At 68.3% G+C, this 22,840-nt stretch carries 23 protein-coding genes; 10 read left to right on the top strand and 13 right to left on the bottom strand.

Annotated features, from left to right (window positions below; translation table 11 throughout):
• Window positions 1-28: 28 nt before the first annotated feature.
• On the bottom strand, window positions 29-1,204 hold the full coding sequence (locus ABT254_RS29820) for a saccharopine dehydrogenase NADP-binding domain-containing protein (RefSeq protein WP_351476548.1): 1,176 nt from the start codon (window positions 1,202-1,204) through the stop codon (window positions 29-31).
• Window positions 1,205-1,300: 96 nt separating this feature from the next.
• Between ABT254_RS29820 and ABT254_RS29815 the strand changes: the two genes are divergently transcribed.
• The gene (locus ABT254_RS29815; RefSeq protein WP_351476545.1) at window positions 1,301-1,930 is read left to right on the top strand and encodes a TetR/AcrR family transcriptional regulator; all 630 of its coding nucleotides are present in this window, start codon (window positions 1,301-1,303) and stop codon (window positions 1,928-1,930) included.
• Window positions 1,931-1,980: 50 nt separating this feature from the next.
• Here the strand turns inward: ABT254_RS29815 and ABT254_RS29810 are convergent, their stop codons facing one another.
• The 3 genes from ABT254_RS29810 to ABT254_RS29800 form a co-directional block, all read right to left on the bottom strand.
• Complete coding sequence (locus ABT254_RS29810) at window positions 1,981-3,042, bottom strand: LLM class flavin-dependent oxidoreductase (RefSeq protein WP_351476542.1); 1,062 nt, start codon at window positions 3,040-3,042, stop codon at window positions 1,981-1,983.
• Window positions 3,042-3,575, bottom strand: coding sequence for an SRPBCC family protein (locus ABT254_RS29805; RefSeq protein ID WP_055705465.1), 534 nt, complete (start codon window positions 3,573-3,575; stop codon window positions 3,042-3,044). The genes ABT254_RS29810 and ABT254_RS29805 overlap by 1 nt, the downstream gene beginning before the upstream one ends.
• Before the next feature lie 115 nt (window positions 3,576-3,690).
• Window positions 3,691-4,188 (bottom strand): winged helix-turn-helix transcriptional regulator, encoded by a 498-nt coding sequence (locus ABT254_RS29800; RefSeq protein ID WP_351476538.1) that lies wholly within the window; start codon window positions 4,186-4,188, stop codon window positions 3,691-3,693.
• Between the two features lie 106 nt (window positions 4,189-4,294).
• Here ABT254_RS29800 and ABT254_RS29795 point away from each other — a divergent pair, with 106 nt between their 5' ends.
• Complete coding sequence (locus ABT254_RS29795) at window positions 4,295-5,191, top strand: SDR family oxidoreductase (RefSeq protein ID WP_351476535.1); 897 nt, start codon at window positions 4,295-4,297, stop codon at window positions 5,189-5,191.
• A 70-nt stretch (window positions 5,192-5,261) separates the two neighbouring features.
• On the opposite strand, the gene ABT254_RS29790 is transcribed toward ABT254_RS29795, so the two are convergent.
• A complete protein-coding gene (locus ABT254_RS29790) occupies window positions 5,262-5,945 on the bottom strand; it encodes a TetR/AcrR family transcriptional regulator (RefSeq protein ID WP_351476532.1) in 684 nt (227 codons plus the stop codon).
• A 211-nt stretch (window positions 5,946-6,156) separates the two neighbouring features.
• Between ABT254_RS29790 and ABT254_RS29785 the strand changes: the two genes are divergently transcribed.
• The 3 genes from ABT254_RS29785 to ABT254_RS29775 are packed head-to-tail and all read left to right on the top strand — an operon-like array spanning window position 6,157 to window position 9,561.
• Window positions 6,157-7,131 (top strand): enoyl-CoA hydratase/isomerase family protein, encoded by a 975-nt coding sequence (locus ABT254_RS29785; protein WP_351476529.1) that lies wholly within the window; start codon window positions 6,157-6,159, stop codon window positions 7,129-7,131.
• 7 nt (window positions 7,132-7,138) lie between these two features.
• Window positions 7,139-8,059: an alpha/beta hydrolase gene (locus tag ABT254_RS29780; protein WP_351476526.1), complete on the top strand. Its 921-nt coding sequence runs from the start codon at window positions 7,139-7,141 to the stop codon at window positions 8,057-8,059.
• Window positions 8,060-8,094: 35 nt separating this feature from the next.
• Entirely contained in the window at window positions 8,095-9,561 is a 1,467-nt protein-coding gene (locus ABT254_RS29775; protein ID WP_351476523.1) for a class I adenylate-forming enzyme family protein, read from the top strand.
• A gap of 229 nt (window positions 9,562-9,790) precedes the next feature.
• On the opposite strand, the gene ABT254_RS29770 is transcribed toward ABT254_RS29775, so the two are convergent.
• The gene (locus ABT254_RS29770; RefSeq protein WP_351476520.1) at window positions 9,791-10,663 is read right to left on the bottom strand and encodes an alpha/beta fold hydrolase; all 873 of its coding nucleotides are present in this window, start codon (window positions 10,661-10,663) and stop codon (window positions 9,791-9,793) included.
• A gap of 65 nt (window positions 10,664-10,728) precedes the next feature.
• Here ABT254_RS29770 and ABT254_RS29765 point away from each other — a divergent pair, with 65 nt between their 5' ends.
• Window positions 10,729-11,334 carry a CGNR zinc finger domain-containing protein gene (locus tag ABT254_RS29765; protein ID WP_351476517.1) on the top strand — a complete coding sequence of 202 codons (606 nt, stop codon included), beginning with the start codon at window positions 10,729-10,731 and terminating at the stop codon, window positions 11,332-11,334.
• Window positions 11,335-11,368: 34 nt separating this feature from the next.
• Here ABT254_RS29765 and ABT254_RS29760 read toward each other — a convergent pair whose 3' ends face one another.
• The gene (locus ABT254_RS29760) at window positions 11,369-11,842 is read right to left on the bottom strand and encodes a winged helix-turn-helix transcriptional regulator (RefSeq protein WP_031143657.1); all 474 of its coding nucleotides are present in this window, start codon (window positions 11,840-11,842) and stop codon (window positions 11,369-11,371) included.
• A 139-nt stretch (window positions 11,843-11,981) separates the two neighbouring features.
• Here ABT254_RS29760 and ABT254_RS29755 point away from each other — a divergent pair, with 139 nt between their 5' ends.
• Window positions 11,982-12,995: an NADP-dependent oxidoreductase gene (locus tag ABT254_RS29755; RefSeq protein WP_055705474.1), complete on the top strand. Its 1,014-nt coding sequence runs from the start codon at window positions 11,982-11,984 to the stop codon at window positions 12,993-12,995.
• A 1,661-nt stretch (window positions 12,996-14,656) separates the two neighbouring features.
• Here ABT254_RS29755 and ABT254_RS29750 read toward each other — a convergent pair.
• Window positions 14,657-15,496, bottom strand: a complete 840-nt coding sequence (locus ABT254_RS29750; protein ID WP_217236359.1) for an alpha/beta fold hydrolase — start codon at window positions 15,494-15,496, stop codon at window positions 14,657-14,659.
• Window positions 15,497-15,562: 66 nt separating this feature from the next.
• Here ABT254_RS29750 and ABT254_RS29745 point away from each other — a divergent pair, with 66 nt between their 5' ends.
• A complete protein-coding gene (locus ABT254_RS29745; RefSeq protein ID WP_351476513.1) occupies window positions 15,563-16,234 on the top strand; it encodes a TetR/AcrR family transcriptional regulator in 672 nt (223 codons plus the stop codon).
• Window positions 16,235-16,579: 345 nt separating this feature from the next.
• Here ABT254_RS29745 and ABT254_RS29740 read toward each other — a convergent pair whose 3' ends face one another.
• Complete coding sequence (locus ABT254_RS29740; protein ID WP_055705477.1) at window positions 16,580-17,167, bottom strand: TetR/AcrR family transcriptional regulator; 588 nt, start codon at window positions 17,165-17,167, stop codon at window positions 16,580-16,582.
• Window positions 17,168-17,334: 167 nt separating this feature from the next.
• Here ABT254_RS29740 and ABT254_RS29735 point away from each other — a divergent pair, with 167 nt between their 5' ends.
• Window positions 17,335-18,048, top strand: a complete 714-nt coding sequence (locus tag ABT254_RS29735) for an SDR family oxidoreductase (protein WP_055705478.1) — start codon at window positions 17,335-17,337, stop codon at window positions 18,046-18,048.
• 252 nt (window positions 18,049-18,300) lie between these two features.
• Here ABT254_RS29735 and ABT254_RS29730 read toward each other — a convergent pair whose 3' ends face one another.
• The 4 genes from ABT254_RS29730 to ABT254_RS29715 all read right to left on the bottom strand — a co-directional run bounded on the left by ABT254_RS29730 (window position 18,301) and on the right by ABT254_RS29715 (window position 22,020).
• Window positions 18,301-19,134, bottom strand: coding sequence for an enoyl-CoA hydratase/isomerase family protein (locus ABT254_RS29730; protein WP_351476508.1), 834 nt, complete (start codon window positions 19,132-19,134; stop codon window positions 18,301-18,303).
• Between the two features lie 119 nt (window positions 19,135-19,253).
• Window positions 19,254-20,060 (bottom strand): strictosidine synthase, encoded by an 807-nt coding sequence (locus ABT254_RS29725; protein ID WP_351476505.1) that lies wholly within the window; start codon window positions 20,058-20,060, stop codon window positions 19,254-19,256.
• A 31-nt stretch (window positions 20,061-20,091) separates the two neighbouring features.
• Window positions 20,092-20,958 carry an alpha/beta fold hydrolase gene (locus tag ABT254_RS29720; protein ID WP_351476502.1) on the bottom strand — a complete coding sequence of 289 codons (867 nt, stop codon included), beginning with the start codon at window positions 20,956-20,958 and terminating at the stop codon, window positions 20,092-20,094.
• Window positions 20,959-21,024: 66 nt separating this feature from the next.
• Complete coding sequence (locus ABT254_RS29715) at window positions 21,025-22,020, bottom strand: NADP-dependent oxidoreductase (protein ID WP_351476499.1); 996 nt, start codon at window positions 22,018-22,020, stop codon at window positions 21,025-21,027.
• Window positions 22,021-22,177: 157 nt separating this feature from the next.
• On the opposite strand from ABT254_RS29715, the gene ABT254_RS29710 reads away from it, so the two are divergent.
• Complete coding sequence (locus ABT254_RS29710) at window positions 22,178-22,801, top strand: TetR/AcrR family transcriptional regulator (protein ID WP_351476496.1); 624 nt, start codon at window positions 22,178-22,180, stop codon at window positions 22,799-22,801.
• Window positions 22,802-22,840 lie beyond the last annotated feature (39 nt).

The following is a 22,840-nucleotide window of genomic DNA, read 5'->3' as shown; positions in this document are numbered from 1 at the left end:
GGTGCCGTGATCCATGCCCGCGCGGCGATCACCGACGGGCCGAGGCCCCGTCGACTTCGTGTACTCCCGCCTCGGCAGCGCCGAGCCTGAGGGTGTCGAGCCCGAAGGCCGCGACCGGACCGTGCACACCGGGCTTGAGGACGGCATCCGGCGCCGCCGCACGGACTGCGCCCCACGCCAGGAGGGAGCCCGTCATCTCGTAGGGATCGGGTCCGGTGAGGGCCGTCGTGGCCAGGGGACGACCGTGGCCGTCGCGGGCGACCGCGATCACCAGGGAACGGCCGTCGGTGTCCGGCTCACGATGTGCTCCCGGGAGCCTCCCGGACCACCGCGTCAGAGCAGCCCGCACCTTCGCCGACCTCAGCAAGGGCGCCTGGAGCATGGCGGCGATCTGTACCGGACGCGTCCACCGCCCGAGCCAGCCCATCCCCACCTCGACGCTCTCCAGCCGAGGGAAGACCTCGGGCAGGCCGAGATGCTCCGTGCCCGGGACGGTCATGGCCGGGCGTCGCACACCGGCGTAGCGGAAGGTGAGGACACGCTTGGCGGCCCGCTCGTCGACCAGTCGGGAAGAGGCTCCAGGACGTGGGGAGCGGTAGGCGAACCCGTCCTCGGCCGCCGCGGCGACCAGCGTCTGGCGCGTGCCACCCGTGGTCAGGTCCCAGGAGTCGCGCAGGGTGCTCCGGTAATGCAGCTCACTCCCGCGCCCCGAACGGGTGATGAAGTAGCCGATCTCGACATGGCATGCGCGCTCGCCCGCCTGTTCCAGGGCCAGGGCGCCGGCGAGATTGCCGGGCACGTAGTCGTAGCCGAACGCGGGCACGAGAGTCGCTCCCCGGGCGGCCGCGACGGAGTCCAGCTCAAGGAGGACCCGGCGGGCGAAGGGGCCCTCCCCCGTAGAGTCGAAGTAGCGCGCTCCCGACCGCGCGGCAGCTGTGACCGTGGCCATGCCCAGCTGCATGAACGGCCCGACCGTGGAGACGACCACATCGCCGGGGCCCAGAAGCCGCGTGAGGTGGGCGGAAGAGGTGAGGTCCACTTCCGCCACCGGTAGTTCCGCCTCGAAGCGGTCGGCCAGGGTCAGCATCTTCGTTCGGCTTCGCCCGACCAAGGTCGGCTTCTCACCTCGTGCGAGCAGTTCCCTGAGAACCCGCCGCCCCGTGTACCCCGTCGCACCCAGCAACAAGATTCTGCGCTTTTCCACGGCTACGTCTGCCTTCCGGAGGGCACTGCCACGACGACGACTGACCGACCATGAGTCATTCACTGACCCCAGGTCATTGAATATACGATGGTCAACATGAGAGGGCCAAACCGACGACAGCTGTATGCGGAGCAGACCCGGGCGGACCTGGTGGCGGCCGCGCGCAAACTCTTCGTCGACAACGGGTTCGCGGACACGTCGGTCGAGGCCATCACCGCGGCGGCGCAGGTGAGCAAGGGCACCTTCTATCACCACTTTCCGGACAAGAAGGCGATGTTCGCCGAGCTCTACACGGAGCTGCTCCAGCGGGTCGGAGCGCTCGCCGACGCGGCGTCCGAGGCGATCCGTGCGACGCCGGGCGAGCCTGCCTTGACCGCCGTGTCGAACCTCACGCACGCCTTCTTGCGGCGGACCATCGACGATCCCCTGCATCGAGAGCTCATGGCCCAGGCGCCCTCGGTGCTGGTGGAGCAGTACCGGCACATCAACGACACGGTGGCCCAGCCGCCGATCGAACGGCTCTTGACTGTCCTGGCCGAACGCGGTGAGGTGCAATCGAATGTTCCGGTCGCCATCGTCGCCCGGCTGCTGTTGGCCGTCCTGTGCGAGGGCAACCAGATCATCGCCGCCGCGGCGGACCGGGAGGACGCCCTGGCCAGGACGTTCCACACGATCACCCTGCTGATGTCGGGCCTGGCGGCGGACGGCGTCAGCGCGCACGGTTGACGTCGACCAACGCCTGCAACAGCACTCCTCGACCGCACCCGGCCGTGCCGCTACCGTGCCGCCTCGTTCTCGATGTCACGGACCAGGTCGATGGCCCGGCCGATAGTGGTGAGCCGAGCGTCGAGGGTCTCTCCGGCCGGATAGAAACGTACGGTGTCCACACCGGCGTCGCGCCACACACGCAGCCGTTGGCGCACCATGCCCTCGGTTCCGATCAGAGTGGTCGCCAGCACCATTTCGTCGGTGATCAGGCCGGCCGCGCCGTCCCGGTCCCCGGCCTGCCAACGTGTCCGGACTTCGGCCGCCACCTCGGCCCAACCCTGGCGGCTGTAGGCGTTGTTGTAGAAGTTCGTGGTCGCGGAACCCATGCCGCCGAGGCTGAAGGCAAGTTCCTTCTTGCGTCCGGCCACCATCGCGCTCAGCGCGTCCTCGTCGTCCGCGAAGGCGACCTCGGCGCCTTGGCAGATGTCGAGGTCGGCACGGGCGCGACCGGCGGCGGCAAGGCCCTGGTCCAGGTGGTCGAAGTACGCCTCCTTGGCGCCCTCGGGCACGAAACTGGTGCCCAGCCACCCATCGGCGATCTCACCGGTCAGGTGCAGCATCTTCGGCGAGAGAGTGGCGAGGTAGACCGGAATGTCATGCTCGGCACGCATCGACAGACGCATGGGCTTCGCCTGCCCGCCCGGCAGCGGAATCCGGAACTCCTTTCCTGAGTAGGAGACTTTGCCGCCCGCGGCGGCCTCCCGCACGATCTCGACGGTCTCCCGCATCCGCACCAGCGGCCGGGCGAAGGGCACGCCGTGCAGCCCCTCGATCACCTGCGGCCCGGAGGGGCCCAGGCCGAGAAGGAAGCGCCCCTCGGAGATCTGCGACAGTGTGATCGCGGCGCGGGCGATGGCCATCGGCGTGCGGGTGCCGAGTTGGATGATTCCGGATCCGAGGAGCATGCGCTCGGTCTTCGCCGCGAGGTAGCCCAACGGCGAGGGGGCCTCGGAGCCCCACGCCTCCGCCACCCAGCAGATGTCAAGACCGAGCTTCTCCGCCTCGGTGACATAGGCGACGATCTCCCGCCAGTCGCCCCCGGAAGCCTCGATCGTGGTGGAGGTACGCATCAGAGCCTCGCCTCGCCCGCGGGCCGGGCCCTCTCGGCCAGCTTCTTGATCTCTTCGAGGGTGATGGTCATGTTGGCCTCGAACTCCCGCATGCGCACGAAGACGATCTTCTGCTCCTTCTCCGGCATGCGATCGATGGCGAAGGAGAGGCCCGAACGGGCCGGCCCCATCTGCATCCATTCGCTCAGCAGAGTGCCACCGCCCTGCGGCTCCAACGTGAACCGCCAGATCGCCGTCGGGTTCTGCGGGTTCTCGACGGCCCAGGCAAGCAGCCTCGGCGGCTCGCACTCGACGATGTGGGAGGTGGTGGCCCACTCCCCGAGTGCCTCGTGCTTGCTCCGGCCGATGAACCGGGCTCCCAGGGCAGGGGCGGTCCTGCCGTCCAGCCATTCGACGGACTGCAGTTCGGAGCTCATACGCGGCATCAACTCGATGTCGGACACGAGCGTCCACACCTGTTCGGGCGGAGCAGCGATCCAGGTGCGGACCTCCACCGTCGGCTTGTCCGCATAGCGCGCGCCTGTCCACTCCATGTTTCCTGCAGCCTCCATGCCGATCCGAGAACTCCCATGACCAGATGTGACCAGTAAAGTTGCGTAGATGGACTCACCTGTCAAGGGAAAGCGCAGCCCCGGCAGAGCCGCTGAGTCAGCCGGCGAAACGCTCCCGCACATCCGGCCGTTCGGCCAGGTGTGGCGGATAGCCGGGGCCCATCCGAGGACTGGTGTTCTCCGCGGTCATCTGCTCACCGCAGGAAGAACACACCACCTCGGCGTGGGCTTCCAGTCCGCAGGCCTCGTGCCGCATGACTACCGGCGGGCCCTGTTCACCGGACAGCCAGCGGTCCCCCCACCGGTTCATCACCAGCAGCACACCGTAGAAGTCGCGCCCCTTCTCCGTGAGCACGTAGTCGTACCGAACCGGCTCCGTCTGGTACGGCCGTTTCTCCAGCAGCCCCTCGTCCACCAGCCGACGCAACCGGTCCGTCAATGTGTTGCGCGCGATCCCCAGTGACACCTGGAACGCGTCGAACCGCCGGATCCCGTAGAACGCCTCACGCAGCACCAACGGCGTCCACCAGTCCCCGAGCAGGTCCATGGTGCGCGCGATCGAACAGGGCCAGTGCGCAAAGGATGTCCGCCTCATGACGTCAGCATAGGTTCGTCCAGTCGTAAGACCCAGCAGGTGGAGCGGTGACAATTCATCCGCGCGACATCTTGCGCTCAATAAATAACGAAGTTATGTTGCGGCCATGAAACGTGACTTGCTGGGCAGAAAACTGGTTGTCACCGGAGCGGCGCGCGGCATCGGCGAGAAGGTGGCCCGCCTGGCCATCGCCCGAGGCGCTCAGGTGACCTTGATCGGACTGGAGCCCGATCGGCTCCGTGACCTCGCCCGCGAGCTGGGCCCCGCCGCTTCCTGGCGTGAGGCCGATGTGCGCGACGGCATCGTCCTGCGGTCAGCGATCGACGAGGCCGCGGGGGTCATGGGCGGCATCGATCTCGTCGTCGCCAATGCCGGCGTCGTGGCGTACGGGACCGTGCGACAGACGGACGAGGCGTCGTTCGAGCGGGTCCTGGACATCAATCTGAACGGTGTCTTCCGAACCCTCAAGTACGTGACGCCCCATCTGGAGCGCAGCCGGGGACACGTGCTGGTCGTGGCGTCCGCGCTGTCCTTCATGCCGCTGGCGGCGATGGCCTCCTACGGCGCCAGCAAGGCCGCGGCCGAGCTGCTCGCCCTGACCTACCGCCAGGAGGTGGCGCACCTCGGCGTCACGGTCGGCCTGGTGCACCCCTCCTGGATCGACACGGATCTCGTCCGGGGCGCCGAGGCGGACCTTCCCTCGTTCCAGGGCCTGCGCAACCGGCTTCCCTACCCGGGCAATGTCACCACGAGTGCCGACCGGGCGGCTGCCGCGATCGTCGACGGGCTCGTCCGCCGCCGCAGCCGCGTGTACGTCCCCCGCGCGGTCGTCGTGGCCAACTGGGCCAAGGCAGCGCTGAATTCGCCACTGGCCTGGCCATGGGCGAGGCGCTTCGCGGCCCGTGCCGTTCCGTCCCTCGAACGGGAGGTCGCGGCGCTGGGGAGGCATGACCAGCTCACGCCGGGCACCGGCACCTCTGCGGCGGAGACCAGGTCGCCCTAGCCGCACGTGCAGGTAGCCCCAGCCGCACCTGGGTGGTGCCGCGCGGGACAGCGTCCTGCCCTGTCGACTTTCACCGACCTTGAACGATCGAGTCGTAAAGGCGCGCGCCCGCCTCGTGCGAGGCTTCGGCCCGTTCCCGCTCGTCGCCCAGACCGACAGAGAAGTTCACGCCCATCGGCCGCATCACCTGCGCCACGGGGTCCTCGAACTCGCCGAAGTGCTCGGCCAGCTCAAGGGTGATGTACCCGTGGACCAGACTCCACAACTGGGCGGCTATGACTTCAGGTTTCTGCCGCTCGGCCCTGCCCGAGTCCACGAGCCGTTGACATGCCGCGGTGATATGGACGTGGGCATCCCTGAAGGCCGGCGAATGGCCGCTCAAGCGAAGGTCCGCGTCCGACAGCGGCCGGTACGTCGCACGAGTGGACAGGCCGAACATCAGGTCATACAGGTGAGGGTTCTCGTGGGCCACTCGGCGGCAGGTCAAAGCCATGGCGAAGAGATCCGCGATCGGATCATCCGTCACCGGCACCTGGGCGAACGCCCCGGCGAGCTCCCTGAAGCCGTGGTCGGCGACGGCGCGCATCAGCTCGGGGATCCCACCGAAGTGGCCGTAGACGACCATCGTCGACAGCCCGCTCGCGGACGCCACCGTACGCGCCTTGATGGCCGACGGCCCCTGTTCGGCCAGCAGGCCGACAGCGGCTCGCACCAGCCGCTCCGGTGCGTCATCGAGCTTCGGCCGCCCTGCCATGCCTCTCGCGCCTCCACCATTGACACTCTTGAAATAACTTGGTTATGTAACTCGTCACGGCAATAGTACACATCTCGAGCGACGTGCCGTTTCGGACACGGGCGCGCCTCCCCGGACGGGCTTTCACGCACTGTCCCAGATTCCTGGCGCCGGCAGCCCCTCCCTCACTCGCTTTGCACTCCCCCATGAACCCAGCACGGGAGCAGAATCCATGCCATACAAAGACAAGGGCCATCTGGAGATCGAGGACCGCGGAGCCGTCCTCGTCGTCCGGGTCGACGGCGGCCCGCACCAGTTGTTCGGCCTCGACATCGCCCAGCAGCTGGACAAGCTGGTGAACCGGGTCGACCGCGATCCGAGCATCCGTGCCGTCGTCTTCACCGGGGCACATCCCGAGCGGTTCGTCAGCCATGCCGCGGTCCAGTGGCTGCAGGAAGAGGGAGCCGCGAGCCCGACGGTCGGCCGACGCGGTGCCGCCGCCGTCGTACGCATGGCCAAGCACGTGGACCGGTCCCGTCTCCTCGGGCCCGTGATGCGCAGGACCCCGATGCGCGGAGCCCTCCAGCTGGAGCGCCTGCACACGACCTTCCTGCGGATGAACGCCAGCGGTGTCCTCTTCGTCGCCGCCCTCAACGGTTCGGCTCTCGGCCTCGGCGCCGAGTTCGCCTGGGCCTGCGATCTTCGGGTCATGGCCGACGGGGACTTCTTCATCGGCCAGCCCGAAATCCTCCTCGGCATCATCCCGGGCGGAGGCGGCACCCAGCGGCTGACCCGCCTGATCGGCACCCACCGGTCCCTGGCCGCGATCCTCGAAGGCAAGCCGTTCACGCCCGCGGAGGCGCTCGCCAACGGGGCGGTCGACAAGGTCGTACCCCAGGACAAGGTCGTCGCGCAGGCGGTCGAACTCGCGGAGCACTTCGGCCGACGGTCGAAGGGGTCGGTCGCGGCCGCCAAGAGGTCGGTGTACTTCGGCGGCTCGATGTCCCTGGAGGACGGACTCCACGTCGAACGCGCCGAGTTCTTCACCAGAGTCATGTCGAAGGACGGTCAGGAACTGATGCTCGACTACATGAAGACGACGGACGCCACCGGCGAGCTCCCGCTCTACGCCCCGGACACCTACGCCCAGGCGCTCGCCTCGGGCAGCGTGCCCGGGCAGCGCTCGACGAAGTCGACGCGGCGGTGAGCCGACGATGACCACTGCGCACTCCTTCACCCGTCACGACATCACCTTCCCCTCCGGCGACAGCACCTGTGCCGGATGGCTCTACCTCCCGACCGGCGTCACCTCCCCGCCCGTCGTCATCCTCGGGCACGGCCTCGGCGCCACCCGCGAGATGCGCCTGGACGCCTTCGCCGAGCGTTTCGCCCAGGCCGGCATCGCCGCCGTGGCCTTCACCTACCGACACTTCGGCGACAGCGGCGGCCACCCGCGCCAGCTCCTGTCGATCAAGCGTCAGCTCGCCGACTGGGACGCCGCCATCGCCTACGTCAAGGGCCGCCCCGACGTCGACCGCTCCCGCGTCGCGGTGTGGGGCAGCTCCTTCGGCGGAGGCCACGCCATCACCGTCGCCTCTCGGCATCCCGAACTGCGCGCGGCCGTGTCCCAGTGCCCGTTCACCGATGGCCTCGCCTCCGCGCTCGCGCTCGGCCCGGTCGCCTCGCTCAGGATGACCCCCGTGCTCGCCCGGGACATGGCGGCCAGACTGCGCGGCAAGGCACCCGCGATGGTTCCCATCGCCTCCGCCCCCGGTTCGCCGGCCCTCATGAACGCTCCGGACGCCCTGCCCGGATATCAGGCGCTGCAACCGGCGGGGACGAAGTTCCGCAACGAGGTGGCGGCACGGGTCATTCCGACCATCGCCACCTACCGGCCCGGGCGTGCGGCGAAGAAGGTCGCCATGCCGATCCTCTTCTGCGTCAGCAACACCGACTCCGTCACGCCTCCCGCCCAGACCCTCAGGTACGCGCGCACCGCACCCCGGGGAGAGATCAAGAGGTACGACGCCGGCCACTTCGACTTCTACACCGGCGAGACCTTCGAGGCCCTGGTCCGCGACCAGGTCGAGTTCCTCACCCGGCAGTTGCACCCCGCGCCGGCATCGACTCCTTGACCGGACCGCACAACACCGAGACAGGTACGCCCGCCATGAACTTCGCTTCACTGCCCGACCGCCGCGCCGCTCACGACCCCGATGGGGCAGCGGTCTCGGACGGGCGCCAGTCACTCACCAACGCCCAGTTGCTGGACCGCGTCCGTGCGGCAGCGCGTCAGCTCCAGGACCTCGGCATCGGTCCCGGCGATGTCGTGGCCCTCAAGCTGACGAACCGCATCGAGTTCGTGCTGCTGTTGTTCGCCGCCTGGCGGATCGGCGCCACCATCACGCCGGTCAACCCGAGCATGACCGACGTCGAGGTGGACCGACAGCTCAAGGACTCCGGTGCGCGTCTGCTGGTGGTCGAAGACCACGCGGCGCCCGTCACAGACGGTACTGCCGTACTCGCCGTCGGCGCACTGTACAAGGAAGGGGTGAGGTCGGATCACGCACCGCATGTGGACTCGTCCGCGCTGGCTCTTCTCATATACACCAGCGGCACCACCGGGACGCCCAAGGGCGTGATGCTGGACCACGCCAACATCGACGCCATGACGGAGATGGGCCGCCTGGCCCTGGACATCGGGCCCGCCGACCGGTGCCTGCTGATCCTGCCGCTCTTCCACGTCAACGGCATCGTGGTCAGCATTCTCACGCCTCTTCTCGCGGGGGCGAGCGTCGTCATCGCGGGCCGCCGGTTCGACCCGCACAGCTTCTTCGACCTCGTCGAGCAGGAGCGCCCCACCTTCTTCAGCGCCGTGCCGACGATCTACGGCATGCTCGCTGCGCTCCCGGACGACGTGCGGCCCGACACATCGTCGCTGAGGTTCGGAGTCTGTGGCGCCGCACCTGCCTCCGCCGAGCTGCTGAACCGGTTCGAAGCCCGCTACGGGTTCCCTCTTGTCGAGGGGTACGGCCTGTCCGAAGGAACCTGCGGGTCCACCGTCAACCCCGTCGCGGGCCCGCGACGTGCCGGCACCGTGGGACTTCCCTTCCCCGGCCAGGAGATTCGGATCGTCGACGCCGAAGGTACCGAGGTGGGGCCGGGCACGGACGGTGAGGTCCTCGTGAAGGGCCCCAACGTCATGCGTGGCTACCTCGGCCGCCCTGAGGAAACGGCCAGAGTCATCGTCGACGGCTGGTTGCACACGGGCGATGTGGGTCACCTCGACGCCGAGGGCTACCTGACCCTGGTCGGGCGCTCGAAAGACATGATCATCCGTGGTGGGGAGAACATCTACCCCAAGGAGATCGAGGACGTCCTCACAAGCGCCCCGTCGGTACTCGAAGCTGCCGTGATCGGCGTACCCGACGAGAAGTGGGGAGAGGTGGTCGTGGCCTACATACAGCCGCGACCAGGCATGACCGTCGATCTGACGGCGCTGCGGGAGCTCTGTGCGCGCAGCCTCACCGGCTTCAAGCGTCCGACCGACTTCTTCGTGGTGGAGGCCATAGCGAAGAACGCGGTCGGGAAGATCGACAAGGCCTCCTTGCGCGCTGCCCACGCCGCGGCTTCCTGAGATTCACCGCGCGCCGGGCCTGGATGCCCAGGCAGCGCATCTCCGACAGCGCGGCCGTGGGGGACGCTTCGGCGGGTGTCCCGGTCTCGGCCTGGATCTGACTGCGTGGCGGCCCAACCGGAAGCAACTGGGCCGCCCCTCGGTCCGGGAGGCGGCTCGGACGACTTGCCCCGGCCGGCAAGTGAGACTGTGGACCCGCAGGGGCGTCGCTCTCGTCGTGGTGGCTGGGTCACCGACTCGCCTCGTGGGCCAGGAACGACCGCAAATGGCCCAGCAGTGCATCCGGTTGCTCTTCCGGGATGAAGTGGCCGCACTCCGGGATTTCTGCTCCGGTGACGTCGTCCGCGTAGGCGCGCCAGATCTCCAGCGTCGGCAGGCGGGAGGGCAGCCCTGCGGAACCCCAGAGCGCCAGTACCGGCATGGTGAGGCGGCGGCCCTCGGCGGCGTCGATGTCGTCGAGGGCGACGTCCTGCTCCATGGCGCGGTAGTCGTCGAAACTCGCGCGCATGGCACCAGGGCGGGAGAAGGCTCGGACATATCTGTCGACCGCTTCGGGTGTCAGCCCGTGCCTGTTGTAGGTCCACCGCTCGAAGAAGTACTCGAGATACCCGCGTATGTCGTGCCCCACGAGCCGCTCGGGAAGGTCGGGCTGCATCTGGAACAGCCAGTGCCAGTACCCGGAGGCGAGCGAGGCGTCCAGCCGGCGGAACATCTCCCGGGTCGGCACGATGTCGAGCACAGCCAGCCGCTCCACCTGATCGGGGCGGTCCAGCGCCCAGCGGTGCCCCACGCGAGCGCCCCGGTCGTGACCCACGACGGCGGTCGTCTCGAAGCCGAGTGCTTCGACGAGGCTCGCCATGTCGGCGGCCATCCGCCGCTTGTCGTATCCGGTCGAGGGCTTGTCGCTCAGGCCGTAGCCACGCAGGTCGGGTGCCACAACGGTGTGGTCGGCGGCAAGATCCGCCAGCACCGGCTGCCAGCAGTCGGAGGTCTGCGGCCAGCCGTGGAGCAGGACGAGCAGAGGACCGGATCCCGCTCGGAGGTAGTGCAGGCGGACCCCGTCCACCTGCGTCACGCCTGTGGTCACAGTGGGCTGTCCCATGGATGCGCCTCCCCGGCATGAACTAACCCTCTTAGAGGGTTAAAGCTAACGTGCAGAATGAAGGCGTGGCAACGGACGACACGTGGATCTGGGACGGCGGGCGGGTCTGTCTGGACTTCACCAACACCCTCCGCCACCGGTGGCGACCCACGCCGGGGGAGACGCTCCGGAACCCGGGTGATCTCACCCTCTGGCTTCAGCGGGCCGGACTGCTCACACCGGGCATCCCGGATCCCGTGGATGCCGCCGTCCTGGCATCGGGCCGACGGCTGCGCGAGGCGGTCGACCGGGCCGTACTCGCGGTCTCCGACGGCCGGCTGCCCTCCTCCAGCGACGTCGTGCTGCTCAACGAATCGGCAGCACAGGCGCCCCGGCCGGCGCCGCAAATCACCATCAAAGGCGGTCACTTGGAGCCCGCCGGCACCACGACCATGGCACCTGATTCCGCGACCGCGCTGGCACTGATCGCGCAGGACGCCGTAGACCTGCTCCTGTCGACCGAGATCCGGCGCGTACGCGTGTGCAGCGCGGACATGTGCGCCCTGCGCTTCCTGGACCGCTCGCCCGCCCACAACCGCCGCTGGTGCTCGATGTCCCGCTGCGGCAACCGCACCAAAGTCCGCCTCCACCAGGCCCGAGCCAGACGGAGTGAGCGCACCCCGGCGGACTGAGCCCACCTGGACTCCTGCCGCCACCGCGCTCAGCTCACTCCGCGGGCCTCAGACGAAATGCGGGGCCGGGGACACTCTCGATGTCCTCCGCCTGCACGGCGTGGCCGCGTTCGCAGCGGATCTGGGCATCGACGTGCGCACCGCATCCGCGGTGTCGCGTCAGTACGGCCGGGCCCTCCGGGTCGGCGCGGTAGCGGTCGCCCCACTGCAGGAGCCCCATCACGGCCGGGACCAGATCCACGCCCTTGGGTGTGATCACGTACTTCGGCCGACTCCGCGAACCCGGCTCCTTGTAGGTCTCGGTGGCCAGGATCCCTTCCTCGACAAGCATCCGGAGTCGGGCAGCGAGAAGGTTGCGGGGACAGCCGAGGACCCGTTCGAAGTCACTGAAGCGGGACGAGCCGTACCAGACCTCGCGCAGGATCAGGATCGTCCACTTCTCCCCCACGACCTCAAGGGTCCGAGCGATCGAGCAGTTCGACATGTCCCGGTCGAGTCGGGTGTCCATGCCGGCGTCCTGAAGAGCTTCCGTCCTCGCATCCATGGGGGTGATTCTAACCCGACCTGAGTTTACTTTTCCATACTCAACAAGTAGCGTCATGACCACACGCAGACGACCGAGAAGATCACATGGAAAGGCGGCCGACATGAAGGCATTCGTCGTCGAAAAGTACGGCAAGGACGGCGTGCGCGCCGCCGAGGTACCCGAGCCCAGCGTCGGTGACCGCGATGTTCTGGTCAGGGTGAGCGCCGCGAGCATCAACCCGCTGGACAAGATGGTCCGCAACGGGGAGTTCAAACAGCTGTTGAAGTACAAGCCTCCGTTCGTGCTCGGTCATGACGTGGCCGGCGTCGTGACGCGGGTCGGTTCCGCCGTGCGCGGCTTCGAAGTCGGCGACGAGGTCTACGCCCGTCCGCGCGACCTGCGGATCGGAGGCTTCGCGGAGTACATCGCGATCGACATGGACGACGTCGCGCCCAAGCCGGTCTCGCTCACCCCGCAGGAGGCGGCCGCGGTGCCGCTGGTGGCCCTGGCCGCCTGGCAGGTCCTCGTGGACCAGGCCCATGTGAAGCCGGGTCAGAAGGTGCTCGTCCACGCCGGTGCCGGCGGTCTCGGATCGACGGTCATCCAGCTCGCCAAACACCTCGGTGCCACCGTGGCGACGACCGCGAGCACTGATTCCGAGAAGCTGGTCCGAAGCCTCGGTGCCGACGTCGTCGTCGACTACACCAAAGAGGACTTCTCCAAGGTGCTGTCCGGCTACGACCTGGTGCTGGACGCCGTGGGCGGGGCGAACCTGGAGAAGTCGCTGACCGTGCTGAAGCCCGGCGGCCTGGCTGTGAGCGTCGTGGGCCCGCCGGACGCCGGGTTCGCCAGGCAGCTCGGCGCTCCCTCCTTCCTGGGGCTGGTCATGAACGTGCTCAGTCGCAAGATCCGCAAGCAGGCGAAGGCCCTGGGCGTTCGCTACCAGTTCTTCTTCATGCAGGCCAATGGCTCCCAGTTGCGCGAGCTCGGCGCCCTCTACGACAGCGGGAAGCTCCGCCCGGTCATCGACAGCACCTTCCCGTTCGATCAGACGCTCGAGGCGATGGCGTACGTCGAGCAGGGTCGCACCACGGCCGGCAAGGTCGTGGTCTCGATGACGCCCGACAGCAACTGAGATCAGGCCGGTCACACGGCATCCTCCTGGCATGATCACGCGGGGCCGACGACGCGACGGCAGGGGCGAGAGGCGCTCGCCGCGTCGGGCGGAACACCATCGACGGCTCGCGTGTCCCGACGCTCATGACGGACACGGGAGTTGTCCAACGGCGTCCTCTGCTCCGGCCCCGAATCCGAGGGCTGCCGGCGGCCGCAACAGTCTGCGGAGCCCCGTGCCCCGAGTGCCTTGGATTGCATCCAGGGAAGTGGTGTACGGGTTCGATCTGATCCGGGGTTTGCTCCGGCATCGGGTCGGTGCCCGCATAGATGAACGGCCATCGGCTGATCTTCGAGGTGTCGAAGCCCGAAGGACGTCAGCACGATGACCGCACCTGCCAGTGCCCCCGCACGCCCTCGCCGAGGAGAACCTCGCCGCGCCGAGTCCCGATCTGCTGCGCGCGACGGGCTGAACGTTCGCCGACACGCTCATGCCCGGGACCTGCGCACATACGTGGCCTTCCTGTGGTTCACGCGACGCAGGCGGGACCGGCGTGATGCGTCCATGGACCACCGAGCGGCGTTCGAGTGGCGGCGGCGTCGTGATGAGCGTGGCCCTCGTTCGGAAGAGGCGAGTTGGGACCGGGAGGTGTCCACGGTCAACGAGTTCTACCTGTGGGCAGGACGTCGTGAGGGCCGATCCCATCCGTCAGCGCGCGGGCTTCGGTGTGGTCGCCGTGGCGGGACGGGGCTGGCGGCACGATGGTGCGGCAAGTGCCGGCCGCGGCACTACGCCGCCCTGGTCGACGTGCGCTTCCGGCCCCGCATCCCGGCGCCGGCCCGGCCTGCGACGCCGACGGAACCCTCCGGAGTCGACGTACGTACGGAAGCCAACCTGAGCCGGCTACGGAAGGAGAACACCGACCTGCGCGCACTCTGGCTCTGTACGAGGAGGCCATCCGCCGGCCGGCTCTCGAAATCGGCGCACTGCACAGCGGCGGCACCGTTCTTCCACTGCCAACCGCAGCAGGCCCGCGCCGCCCGGGCCCTCCTGAATCCGACACCCCCCAGGCGCCTGGCGTGCGAAAGGACGTCGGGCGTGGCGCGCAGCCGACTACCGATGATCAAGGAATCACCTCCTGGACGGCGGACGAGATCCAGAGGCGTTGCGCTGATGACCGAGCTCGGGCAGTTCGGCGGCGGCGGTCAGGCCCTGTACGACCCCGTCTCGGCGAGCGGAGCCTCAGGGACCGGTCCGGCGACTATCCCCGCCGCCCCCGGGCCGACTCGCCCAGCGGACCGTCCCGGGGCACGCTGGAAGGAGCGGCGTCGCCCACGTCGTCAAGGCCAGCAGCGAGGGCGTCGAGTGGCTCTGCCCGGATACCACGATCGAGCGGATCGCCGCCCAGTGGCTGGACCTCAGGCGCTTTTCGTCGTGGTCACCGACGGCGCGGCCGGCGCCCACGTCTTCGACGCCCGGGCGGCACGTATCAGCCGTCCCGGCCGGAGGGTCGCGGCGGTGGACACCGTGGGAGCGGGCAGGGCAGCCGGGCGACGGCGCACCCCGCCTCGCTCACGGAGGATGCGCCTACCTCGGCCAGCCGCTCCGGCGGCCGGGGTCCGGCCTGCCGGATTCTCGCGCACGGACCAGGCGTCAGCGACCGCGCCGAAGCCCTGCAGGCGTTACTCGTCGAGGAACTGAATGGCGTGCTTCAGAAACCGCTCGGGATACTGGAACTGCGCTCCATGCCCGGCATCGGGGTAGATCAGCAGCTGAGCGTTGGGGATGTTCTGGGCGAGGTGCCAGGAGTTGATCGAGGCGATCATCACGTCGTTCTCGCCGTTGAGGACCAGCGTCGGCTGGGTGATCGCGTTCAGGTGGGCGTAGGGGTTCTCGCCCGGCAGCGGTTCCGCGTAGGCCATAGTCGCTTCGAACTGCGCCTGTGCGACCGCGGGCGAGCTCGGCGGGTCCTGGTCGACCCGCTGGTGACGGCGCTCCCAGAAGGCCTTGCCCGCTTGCTTCGCGGCTTCCGAGCGGCCGAAGAACAGGAAGAGGAAGTCCTCCAGGGTGGGGACCGGGTTCAGGGCGTACTGAGGCACCTGGGGGTCACTTGTCGGGTCCCCGCCTCGGAGGCCGGTGCCGAGCAGGAGGAGCTTGCGCACCAACTGGGGGTGGCGCAGCGTGACTTCCTGCGCCTGGAAACCGCCGAGCGAGAAGCCGAGCAGGTCGACCTGCTCCAGCCCCAGTGCCCGGATGACCGCGGCGATGTCGTCGGCCATGTCCTCGATCCGATTACGGGGCGTGCCCGATGACGAGGCGACGCCGCGGCCGTTGAACAGGATGACCTCACGGCCTTCCGCCAAGCCGTCGGTGAGCAGCGGGTCCCAGTTGTCCATCCCTCCACGGAAGTGCTGGACCAGGAAGATCGGGACGCCCGAGGGCTTGCCCCAGCGCCGGTAGGCGAACCGGTCGCCGTCAACCTCGATGTACTGAGTCGGTGCGGTCACATGCGTGTCACTCATGGCTGAGCCTTTCTGGAGGGGTGAACAATAATATGACGATCGTAATCTAAAAAGTCAAGGCCTTAGATGTCGATCGACATCTATGTATGCTGGACCGTCGAGCGTCGACCGACGAAGGGACGGCTGGACATGCGGGTCACCAAGGCACAGGCAGAACAGAACCGTGCCCACATCGTCGCGACAGCCTCCAGGCTGTTCCGGGAGCGCGGCTATGACGGTGTCGGCGTGGCAGAGCTGATGGCAGCCGCCGGGTTCACCCACGGCGGGTTCTACAAGCACTTCCGCTCCAAGGCCGACCTGATGGCCGAAGCGTCCGCAAGCGGACTCTCGACGACCGTGGCACAGACAGAAGGCCTGGACCCCGCCGAGTTCGTCGAGCGCTACGTCTCACGGGAGCATCGCGACGGGCGCGGCGACGGCTGCACCATCGCGGCCCTCGGCGGCGACGCCGCACGTCAGTCGGCGGACCTCAAAACAGAGTTCGCGGCCGGGATCGAGAACCTGCTGACGGCCCTTCAGCCTCCAACCGATACGCCGGGGGATGCGGACCAGCGCGCGGCCCGCATGATGGTGATCGACATGCTCGCCCATTCGGTCGGCGCGATCATGTTGTCGCGGGCATGCCCGGACGGCTCTCCGCTGGCGGACGAGATCCTCAATGTCTGCCGCAAGGAGATTCTCGCGTCACTGGCACAGGGCAACAGCGACCAACTGGCGGCAAGCAGTCCGGAAGCCTGAGGGCAGCCGACCACGCAAGCCCAGCTCAGTACCTTGAACAGCACGAGGCCGGCCCCCAGTCGCCTCAGTGCGCACACCGGCAGAACCACCCCGCCGCCCTTTCGGGCGACCTTCTTCAACGCGCGGTCCAGGCGCGGGGTGGGAGTGGGACCCGACGCCACAGGTGGACAATCTCGGGAATTCCAGCAGCACGCGGTGGCGGTAGCCCTCCGGCCGGCTGCCCCAGCCGTCCAGTCGTACCGGTATGGGCAGCAACGGCCGGATGACCTGCCATTCGGGGATTCGGGCCATACCGCAACCGAGGACTGCCCGGATGGTCACCCGGGCCGGAGACCGGGCCGCACTTCAGCGAGGCAGCAGGACCTCGACCTGCCCCCGGATGTCCTGCACGATCTCCTCCACGCTCAAGGCGATGTTCACGCTCACCGCCATGCTGAGGAACATCACGGCGGACACGATGTGTGCCAGCGTCGCGGCGTCGCCCTCGGTGACCCGCTCGTCTCGGCGCAGCACGGCGGCGACGGCCTCCTCGGTCTGCGCGACGATGGCGAGTGCCGCGCCGTGCCGGGGCTCCTCGGGGTCACCGAAGACCATCTCTCGCAGGTAGGTGCGTCCGTTGTCGATCTGGACGCGGTTGCACTCGACGATCGGCCGGACGATCGCCAGCACCGCGTCCAGCACGCCCGGGACGGTCTCGGCGTCCGCCCGGCCCCGCTCAAGTGCTTCGACGTACTTGGCGTTCTGGACAAGGAGGAGGAGTTCGCCCTTGGTCTTGGCATAAAGGAACAGGGTCCCGGTGCCGATGTCGGCCTTGTCCGCGATCTGCTGGGTCGTGACCTCATCGACGCCGTGCTCGGCGAACAGATCACTGGCGGCAGCGACAATGCGGTCGAGTTTCTCCTGCTTGTTCCGCTCGCGCCGTCCGAGAGGCATGGCGGTGTCCTCCAGGAATAGATTCTGACTGTAATCAGTTATGATTGTACTCAATGTCATGTGGGCTCGAATGTGGCTCCGCTCATTCTCCCATCGCGGGGCGATGTGTCCTTGCCCCATCCGTGCGCAGCCACGTACTTCGCATCCCCCTCGGAAAGAAGGAACCCATGCCCTCCCTCGATGGAGCAGTCGTCCTCGTCACCGGCGCCAATGGCGGTATCGGCACCCACTTCGTCCACGACGCCCTGGCGCGCGGCGCCGTCAAGGTCTACGCCACCGCCCGCTCCCCCCGCGCCTGGGACGACGACCGCATCGTCCCCCTGACCCTTGACGTGACCGACCGCACGTCGATCGACGCGGCCGTGGCCGCCGCGGCGGATGTCACCGTGCTCGTCAACAACGCGGGCGCCACCCCGCCGAGCGCGAGCCTGCTGGACGTCACCGAGGCAGACATCCGGGCGAACATGGAGACGAACTTCTTCGGACCGGTCTTCCTCGCCCGCGCCTTCGCACCGATCCTCGCCGCCAACAAGGGGTCAGTCCTCATCGACGTGCACTCCGTTGCCAGCTGGTATGCCTTCGGCGGCGCCTACAGCGCCTCCAAGGCCGCACTGTGGTCGGCCACCAACTCGCTGCGCATCGAGTTCGCACCCATGGGCGTCCACGTGACGGGGGTGCACATGGGCTACGTCGACACCGATATGGCCGCGCACGCCGACGGCCCCAAGATGCTGCCGACACAGCTGGTGACGACCGTCTACGACGCCGTCGAGGCCGGAGAATACGAGGTCCTGGCCGACGACTTGACCAAGGGGGTCAAGGCGGCTCTGAGCGGCCCGGTCGAGGCGCTTTACCCGGACCTGCACAGCACGGAAGCCTGAGCTTGTTGTTCGGTCCCGACGCGATCTCTTCACGTCGGGGACCCAGTGATCCATGGCGTGCGAACGGTTGGCCGACCGGTGTCCAGAAGCGGTGCACCGTCGCGGCCGTCGAGCGGTGGAGGACATCGGCGGTCGATCCGGCAGCAGCCCGATCCGACCATCGTGCCGAAGACGTCGGAAATCAGGTGGGCCCCGCGGCAAATGAGGACGGACGCAGCATCCGCTGCATCCGTGCTCACTTTCTGATGGGTGTCAGCTTTGCTGGTTGGCGATGCCGATGTAGTGCCCGAGACGGTACTCGAAGTCGATGCCGGCCTGTTCGACGACGGCCTGCGTGCCTGCGGCCCGGGTGAGGAAACCGGGAAGCGTGAGGGAGTGGGTGAACTCGCCGTACGCGGCGACCAGGTCCCCGTCCGGGGGCAGGGTTGCCCGGTTGATCTGGGCTTTGGCCGAGGCGAGTGAGGCGCGGTCGAAGGAGGCGAGTCGGGCGGCGACGGTGCCGACGAAGGCGTCGAGTTCGCTGTCGGGGAGGGCGCGGGTGATCCAGCCCCAGCGTTCGGCGGTGTCGGCGTCGTAGTCGTCGCTGGTGAGGATGGCTTCCAGGGCGCGGTCGCGTCCGATGGCCCGGGGCAGGCGTTCGCTGCCACCACCGCCGGGCAGCAGTCCGCTGCCGACCTCGGGCTGTCCGAAGATCGCCTTCTCACGACTGGCGTAGCGCAGATCGAGAGCGAGGGCGAGCTCGTTCCCGCCGCCGCGGGTGCGTCCACGGATGACCGCGATCGTGATGTAAGGCGCTTTGGAGAGTTCCAGGACCAGATTCGTCCAGGCCGGCACCGCGTCCGGGTCCTCGGGGGCGGGGAAGTCGGCGGCGGCGGCCAGGTCGAAGTGGTTGTAGAAGAAGTCGGGGGTGGCGCTGTCGAACAGCACGACCTGGATGTCCGGGTCAGTGGCCAGTTCGGTGACGATCTCGATGAGGCGCAGGACGGTCTCGCCGACGATGAGGTTGACGGGCGGGTTGGCGAAGGTGATCTTCGCGATCTGCGGTGAGGTGCGCTCGTAGTGGATGGTGCTCTGCTGCTCGCTCATGGCTGGCTCCGGATGCGTGGTGGGTATCAGACGGCGATTGGGGTGCGAGGAGGGCAAGGAAGCCGGGGCGGATGGATGTGCCGAGCAGATCCGGCGGTCCCGTTTCCCGTCTGCGCTGCTCACTCCTGGTAGTGCGGGAGGATCTCGCCGTTCTTGACGTAGGTGAGGGCGGCGGCGACGTCGTAGGCGTGGATCGCGGAGACCTGCGGTGCCAGCCGGTCGGACAGGTCCTCGATCGCGTTGCCGCTGAAGAAGGCGTCCCGTGCCGCGGTGTCGGTGAACCCGAGGCTGACCGAGGCGTGGAAGCGCTGGTCGTGGGGGTTGTCGTGGGCGACGTCCGGGGTGTCCCAGAGCTTTTTCGTCCAGGGCAGGAACGTCTGCGTGCGCAGTTCCTTCAGCACTCCGGTGCCGGCGAGCGCGGGGGCGAGCTCCTCGTTGACGAACTTCCGCAAGGCGCCGGCGCCGACCCCGTCCCTGCGGCGAAGGTAGATCAGCGCGCGGGCACCGACCGTCTCTCCGGGGCCCGCGACGTCGTACCACCGGGAGGAGTTCGGCGGGCCGGCGTAGAGCAGGGTGCGGCGGAACACGTTGATCTCGTCGGCGTAGGCCAGCTTCGTCTGCTCGCGCCCTTTCAGGGGTGCGAGCACCGATTGGAAGGTGACTTCCGCGACGCCGTCGATCTTCCGGTCTGCTGGGATCGCGGTCTGGACCCCGTCGATGGCCGGCCACAGGCCCGTGTTCTGCTCGGCGAGGTGGATCTGCCGGTACTCCTCCAGCCCCGGGGTGGCGGAGATGATCCCTGAGTGCGGGCCCTTCCAGTGGTCCATGCCGGTCTGGCGGGGCTGGTCGGTGCGCACCCACAGCAGGATCGAGGAGGTGAGAGGCTTCTTCACTTCCGGGGGCGCGGCGACCGGTGACGTGCTCATGATGTTGCCCTTTTTCCTGGTCAGGTGGTGGTCATCGAGCCAGGAACTCGACCGCGACGGGGGCGAACTCCTGGTGGTACTGGAAGATGCCGCCGTGCCCGGAGTCGGGGTAGATGATCAGCTCGCTGCCCTTGATGCGCCGGTGCAGGTCCTCCGACAGGACCGACGGCACCATGCGGTCGTTGTCGCCGTTGGCGATCAGGGTGGGCTGCGTGATCGACGACAGGTCGTCAGGGGCGGAGCGCCCCCACTTCTTGATGGCCTTCAGCTGCGTCTGGAACGCCTTGGTCTTGATGTCCGCGTCGCGGTCGACGGTGCGCTCCTTGAGCCGGTTGACGAACGCGCGTGCGGCGGGCTTGCCGGTGGCATTGCGGTTGAAGAACAGGAACTCCTTGGGGTCCGAACGGGTCAACGTGGCACGCAGGATGTCCCAGTAGGTGACTCTGGCGACCTTGTCCATGTCCTTGCCGCCCTTGGGCCCGGTGCCGGTGAGGACCAGCTTGCGGACGAGCTCGGGGTGCTTCACCACCAGGGCCTGGGCGACCATGCCGCCGAGGGAGAACGAGAAGACGTCGATCTTGTCGTACCCGAGCGCCTTGACGAAGGTGTAGGCGTCGTCGGCCATCGCCTCGACACTGTCCGGCACCTGGCCGGTGGACGCCCCGACACCGCGGTTGTCGAAAGCGATGACGTGACGGCCCTTCGCGATGGGATCGATGATGCGGGGGTCCCAGTTGTCCAGGGTCGCGGCGAGGTGGACGAAGAAGACGACGGGGATGCCGCCCTTCGGTCCCAGCTCGCGGTAGGCGTAGGTGACGCCGCCGGCGCTGACGGTGCGGGCCGGGGCCTTCGCGTAGGAGGTGATGACGGCTTCGTTCGGGGTGTCGGTGCTGCTCATGACGGATTCTCCTTGCGTGTTCTGTGTCGCTGTGTGTTTCGTGTCGCCCGTCGCGGTTGCGGCGGGTCAGCTGTTGCCGATGACGGCCTTGCCGCGGATGCCGCCCTGGGACAGGGACTTCAGCGCGTGCGGGGTCTGGTCGAAGGGGACCACCTTCCCCACGACCGGGCGCACCGCGCCCTGGTCGATGAGGGTGGTGATCCGGCGGAGCTGGTCGCCGCTGGCGCGCATGAGCAGGAACTCGTACGTCACGCCGAGCTTCTTGGCCTGCTTGCGGATCTTGCGGCTCAGGGCTGTGACCGCCAGGCGCAGCAGCGGGTTCAGGCCGGCCTCGCGGGCGAACGCGGGGTCCGGGGGACCGGCGATTCCGATGGCTTTGCCGCCGGGCCTGAGCACCCGCAGGGACTTCTCGAGAGTCTCCCCACCGAGGCTGTCCAACACCAGGTCGTAGCCGGTCAGGAGCTGCTCGAAGTCCTGGGTGCGGTAATCGATCACCGTGTCCGCGCCGAGCGCGCGCACGAAGTGCGCGTTGGAAGCGCTGGCGGTCGTGGCGACGCTCGCACCGAGGTGCGCGGCGAGCTGGATCGCGATCGAACCGACCCCGCCGGCGCCTGCGTGGATGAGAACCTTCTGCCCGGGCCGCACCTTCCCGCGCTCCACCAGCGCCTGCCACGCTGTGAGCGCCGCCAGCGGCAGCGAGCCGGCCTCATCCATGCTGATCGAGGCGGGCTTGAGCGCCACGTCGCCCTCCGCGACGGCGATGCGCTCGGCGAACGTGCCGATGCGGTCCTGGGCGGGCCGGGCGTAGACCTCGTCTCCGGGCTTGAAGCCGCGAACCGCCGTCCCGACACCGATGACGGTGCCCGCGACGTCGTTGCCCAGGATCAGTGGCAGCTTGTAGGGCAGGATCTGCTTGAACTCACCGGCGCGGATCTTCTCATCCAGCGGGTTCAGCCCGGCGGCCTCCACTCGCACAAGCACGTCGTGCTCCCCCACGGTGGGCTCGGGGACCTCCGCCTCCTGCAGCGGCTCCTTGTACTTGGTGACGACGAACGCTCGCATGGGGCGCCACTCCTGATACTTGTCCTATTTATCCAGGTCTGAGACTGGATCGGCAAACCCGGCGCGACATCCGGGGGCCTCACGACCTCGCACCATCCGGTCGATCCGAGTACACTCAACTATGAGTCCACTCATAATTATTGTCAAGGGGGTCCCCATGGGAAGCGATCACATGCCGACCGGGCGCCGCGAGAGGGCCAAACAGGACAAGCGCGAGCGCATCATGACCGCCGCCCGCGAGCTGTTCGCCGAACACGGCGTGGACAGGGTCACGACGCAGCAGGTCGCCCGCCGGGCCGATGTCGCCATCGGGACGCTCTACCTGTACGCGTCCACGAAGGCCGAGCTGCTGATCATGGTGCAGAACGAGAAGTTCGCCGCCGCCGTCGATTCCGGCCTCGCCGCCGCCGACGCCGCCGTAGGACAGGGCGCGCTGGAGCGGGTCATCGCTCTCATCCGCCCCCTGGTGGAGTGCGTGCGGGAGCACATCGAGAACGGCCGCACCTATCTGCGCGAACTTGTCTTCGGCGACCCGGCCGAGCCATACCGGCAAGTGGGTCTGACCCTTGCCGGCCGCGTCGAGGACGGCATCACCGGCCTGCTCACGCGCAACGAGGACATCGGCGCCGCCGACGCGGCAACGCTGGCGCGGGTGATCACCGCGATCATCCACATCAGCACCACCGCCACCGTGTGCCCGCACCGCAGCGACGAGGCCGTGCTCGCCGACATCCGCGACCAGGTCCACGCCACCCTTGCGCAGCACATCCGCGCCGCATGACCGCTCGCTCCACGAGCCGACCATGTCCCCGGAACGGGG

It is taken from the genome of Streptomyces sp. NPDC001137 (assembly GCF_040298885.1).
Classification (GTDB): domain Bacteria; phylum Actinomycetota; class Actinomycetes; order Streptomycetales; family Streptomycetaceae; genus Streptomyces.
The sequence above is the reverse complement of the archived record's forward strand: the minus strand, read 5'-3'. Positions and strand labels throughout refer to the sequence as shown.

Coding starts and splice junctions, on each gene's coding strand:
- ABT254_RS29815 (WP_351476545.1), top strand. CDS start 1,301: ATGAGAGGGCCAAACCGACGACAGCTGTATGCGGAGCAGACCCGGGCG.
- ABT254_RS29810 (WP_351476542.1), bottom strand. CDS start 3,042: ATGCGTACCTCCACCACGATCGAGGCTTCCGGGGGCGACTGGCGGGAG.
- ABT254_RS29805 (WP_055705465.1), bottom strand. CDS start 3,575: ATGGAGTGGACAGGCGCGCGCTATGCGGACAAGCCGACGGTGGAGGTC.
- ABT254_RS29800 (WP_351476538.1), bottom strand. CDS start 4,188: ATGAGGCGGACATCCTTTGCGCACTGGCCCTGTTCGATCGCGCGCACC.
- ABT254_RS29795 (WP_351476535.1), top strand. CDS start 4,295: ATGAAACGTGACTTGCTGGGCAGAAAACTGGTTGTCACCGGAGCGGCG.
- ABT254_RS29790 (WP_351476532.1), bottom strand. CDS start 5,945: ATGGCAGGGCGGCCGAAGCTCGATGACGCACCGGAGCGGCTGGTGCGA.
- ABT254_RS29785 (WP_351476529.1), top strand. CDS start 6,157: ATGCCATACAAAGACAAGGGCCATCTGGAGATCGAGGACCGCGGAGCC.
- ABT254_RS29780 (WP_351476526.1), top strand. CDS start 7,139: ATGACCACTGCGCACTCCTTCACCCGTCACGACATCACCTTCCCCTCC.
- ABT254_RS29775 (WP_351476523.1), top strand. CDS start 8,095: ATGAACTTCGCTTCACTGCCCGACCGCCGCGCCGCTCACGACCCCGAT.
- ABT254_RS29770 (WP_351476520.1), bottom strand. CDS start 10,663: ATGGGACAGCCCACTGTGACCACAGGCGTGACGCAGGTGGACGGGGTC.
- ABT254_RS29760 (WP_031143657.1), bottom strand. CDS start 11,842: ATGGACACCCGACTCGACCGGGACATGTCGAACTGCTCGATCGCTCGG.
- ABT254_RS29755 (WP_055705474.1), top strand. CDS start 11,982: ATGAAGGCATTCGTCGTCGAAAAGTACGGCAAGGACGGCGTGCGCGCC.
- ABT254_RS29750 (WP_217236359.1), bottom strand. CDS start 15,496: ATGAGTGACACGCATGTGACCGCACCGACTCAGTACATCGAGGTTGAC.
- ABT254_RS29745 (WP_351476513.1), top strand. CDS start 15,563: ATGTCGATCGACATCTATGTATGCTGGACCGTCGAGCGTCGACCGACG.
- ABT254_RS29740 (WP_055705477.1), bottom strand. CDS start 17,167: ATGCCTCTCGGACGGCGCGAGCGGAACAAGCAGGAGAAACTCGACCGC.
- ABT254_RS29735 (WP_055705478.1), top strand. CDS start 17,335: ATGCCCTCCCTCGATGGAGCAGTCGTCCTCGTCACCGGCGCCAATGGC.
- ABT254_RS29730 (WP_351476508.1), bottom strand. CDS start 19,134: ATGAGCGAGCAGCAGAGCACCATCCACTACGAGCGCACCTCACCGCAG.
- ABT254_RS29725 (WP_351476505.1), bottom strand. CDS start 20,060: ATGAGCACGTCACCGGTCGCCGCGCCCCCGGAAGTGAAGAAGCCTCTC.
- ABT254_RS29720 (WP_351476502.1), bottom strand. CDS start 20,958: ATGAGCAGCACCGACACCCCGAACGAAGCCGTCATCACCTCCTACGCG.
- ABT254_RS29715 (WP_351476499.1), bottom strand. CDS start 22,020: ATGCGAGCGTTCGTCGTCACCAAGTACAAGGAGCCGCTGCAGGAGGCG.
- ABT254_RS29710 (WP_351476496.1), top strand. CDS start 22,178: ATGGGAAGCGATCACATGCCGACCGGGCGCCGCGAGAGGGCCAAACAG.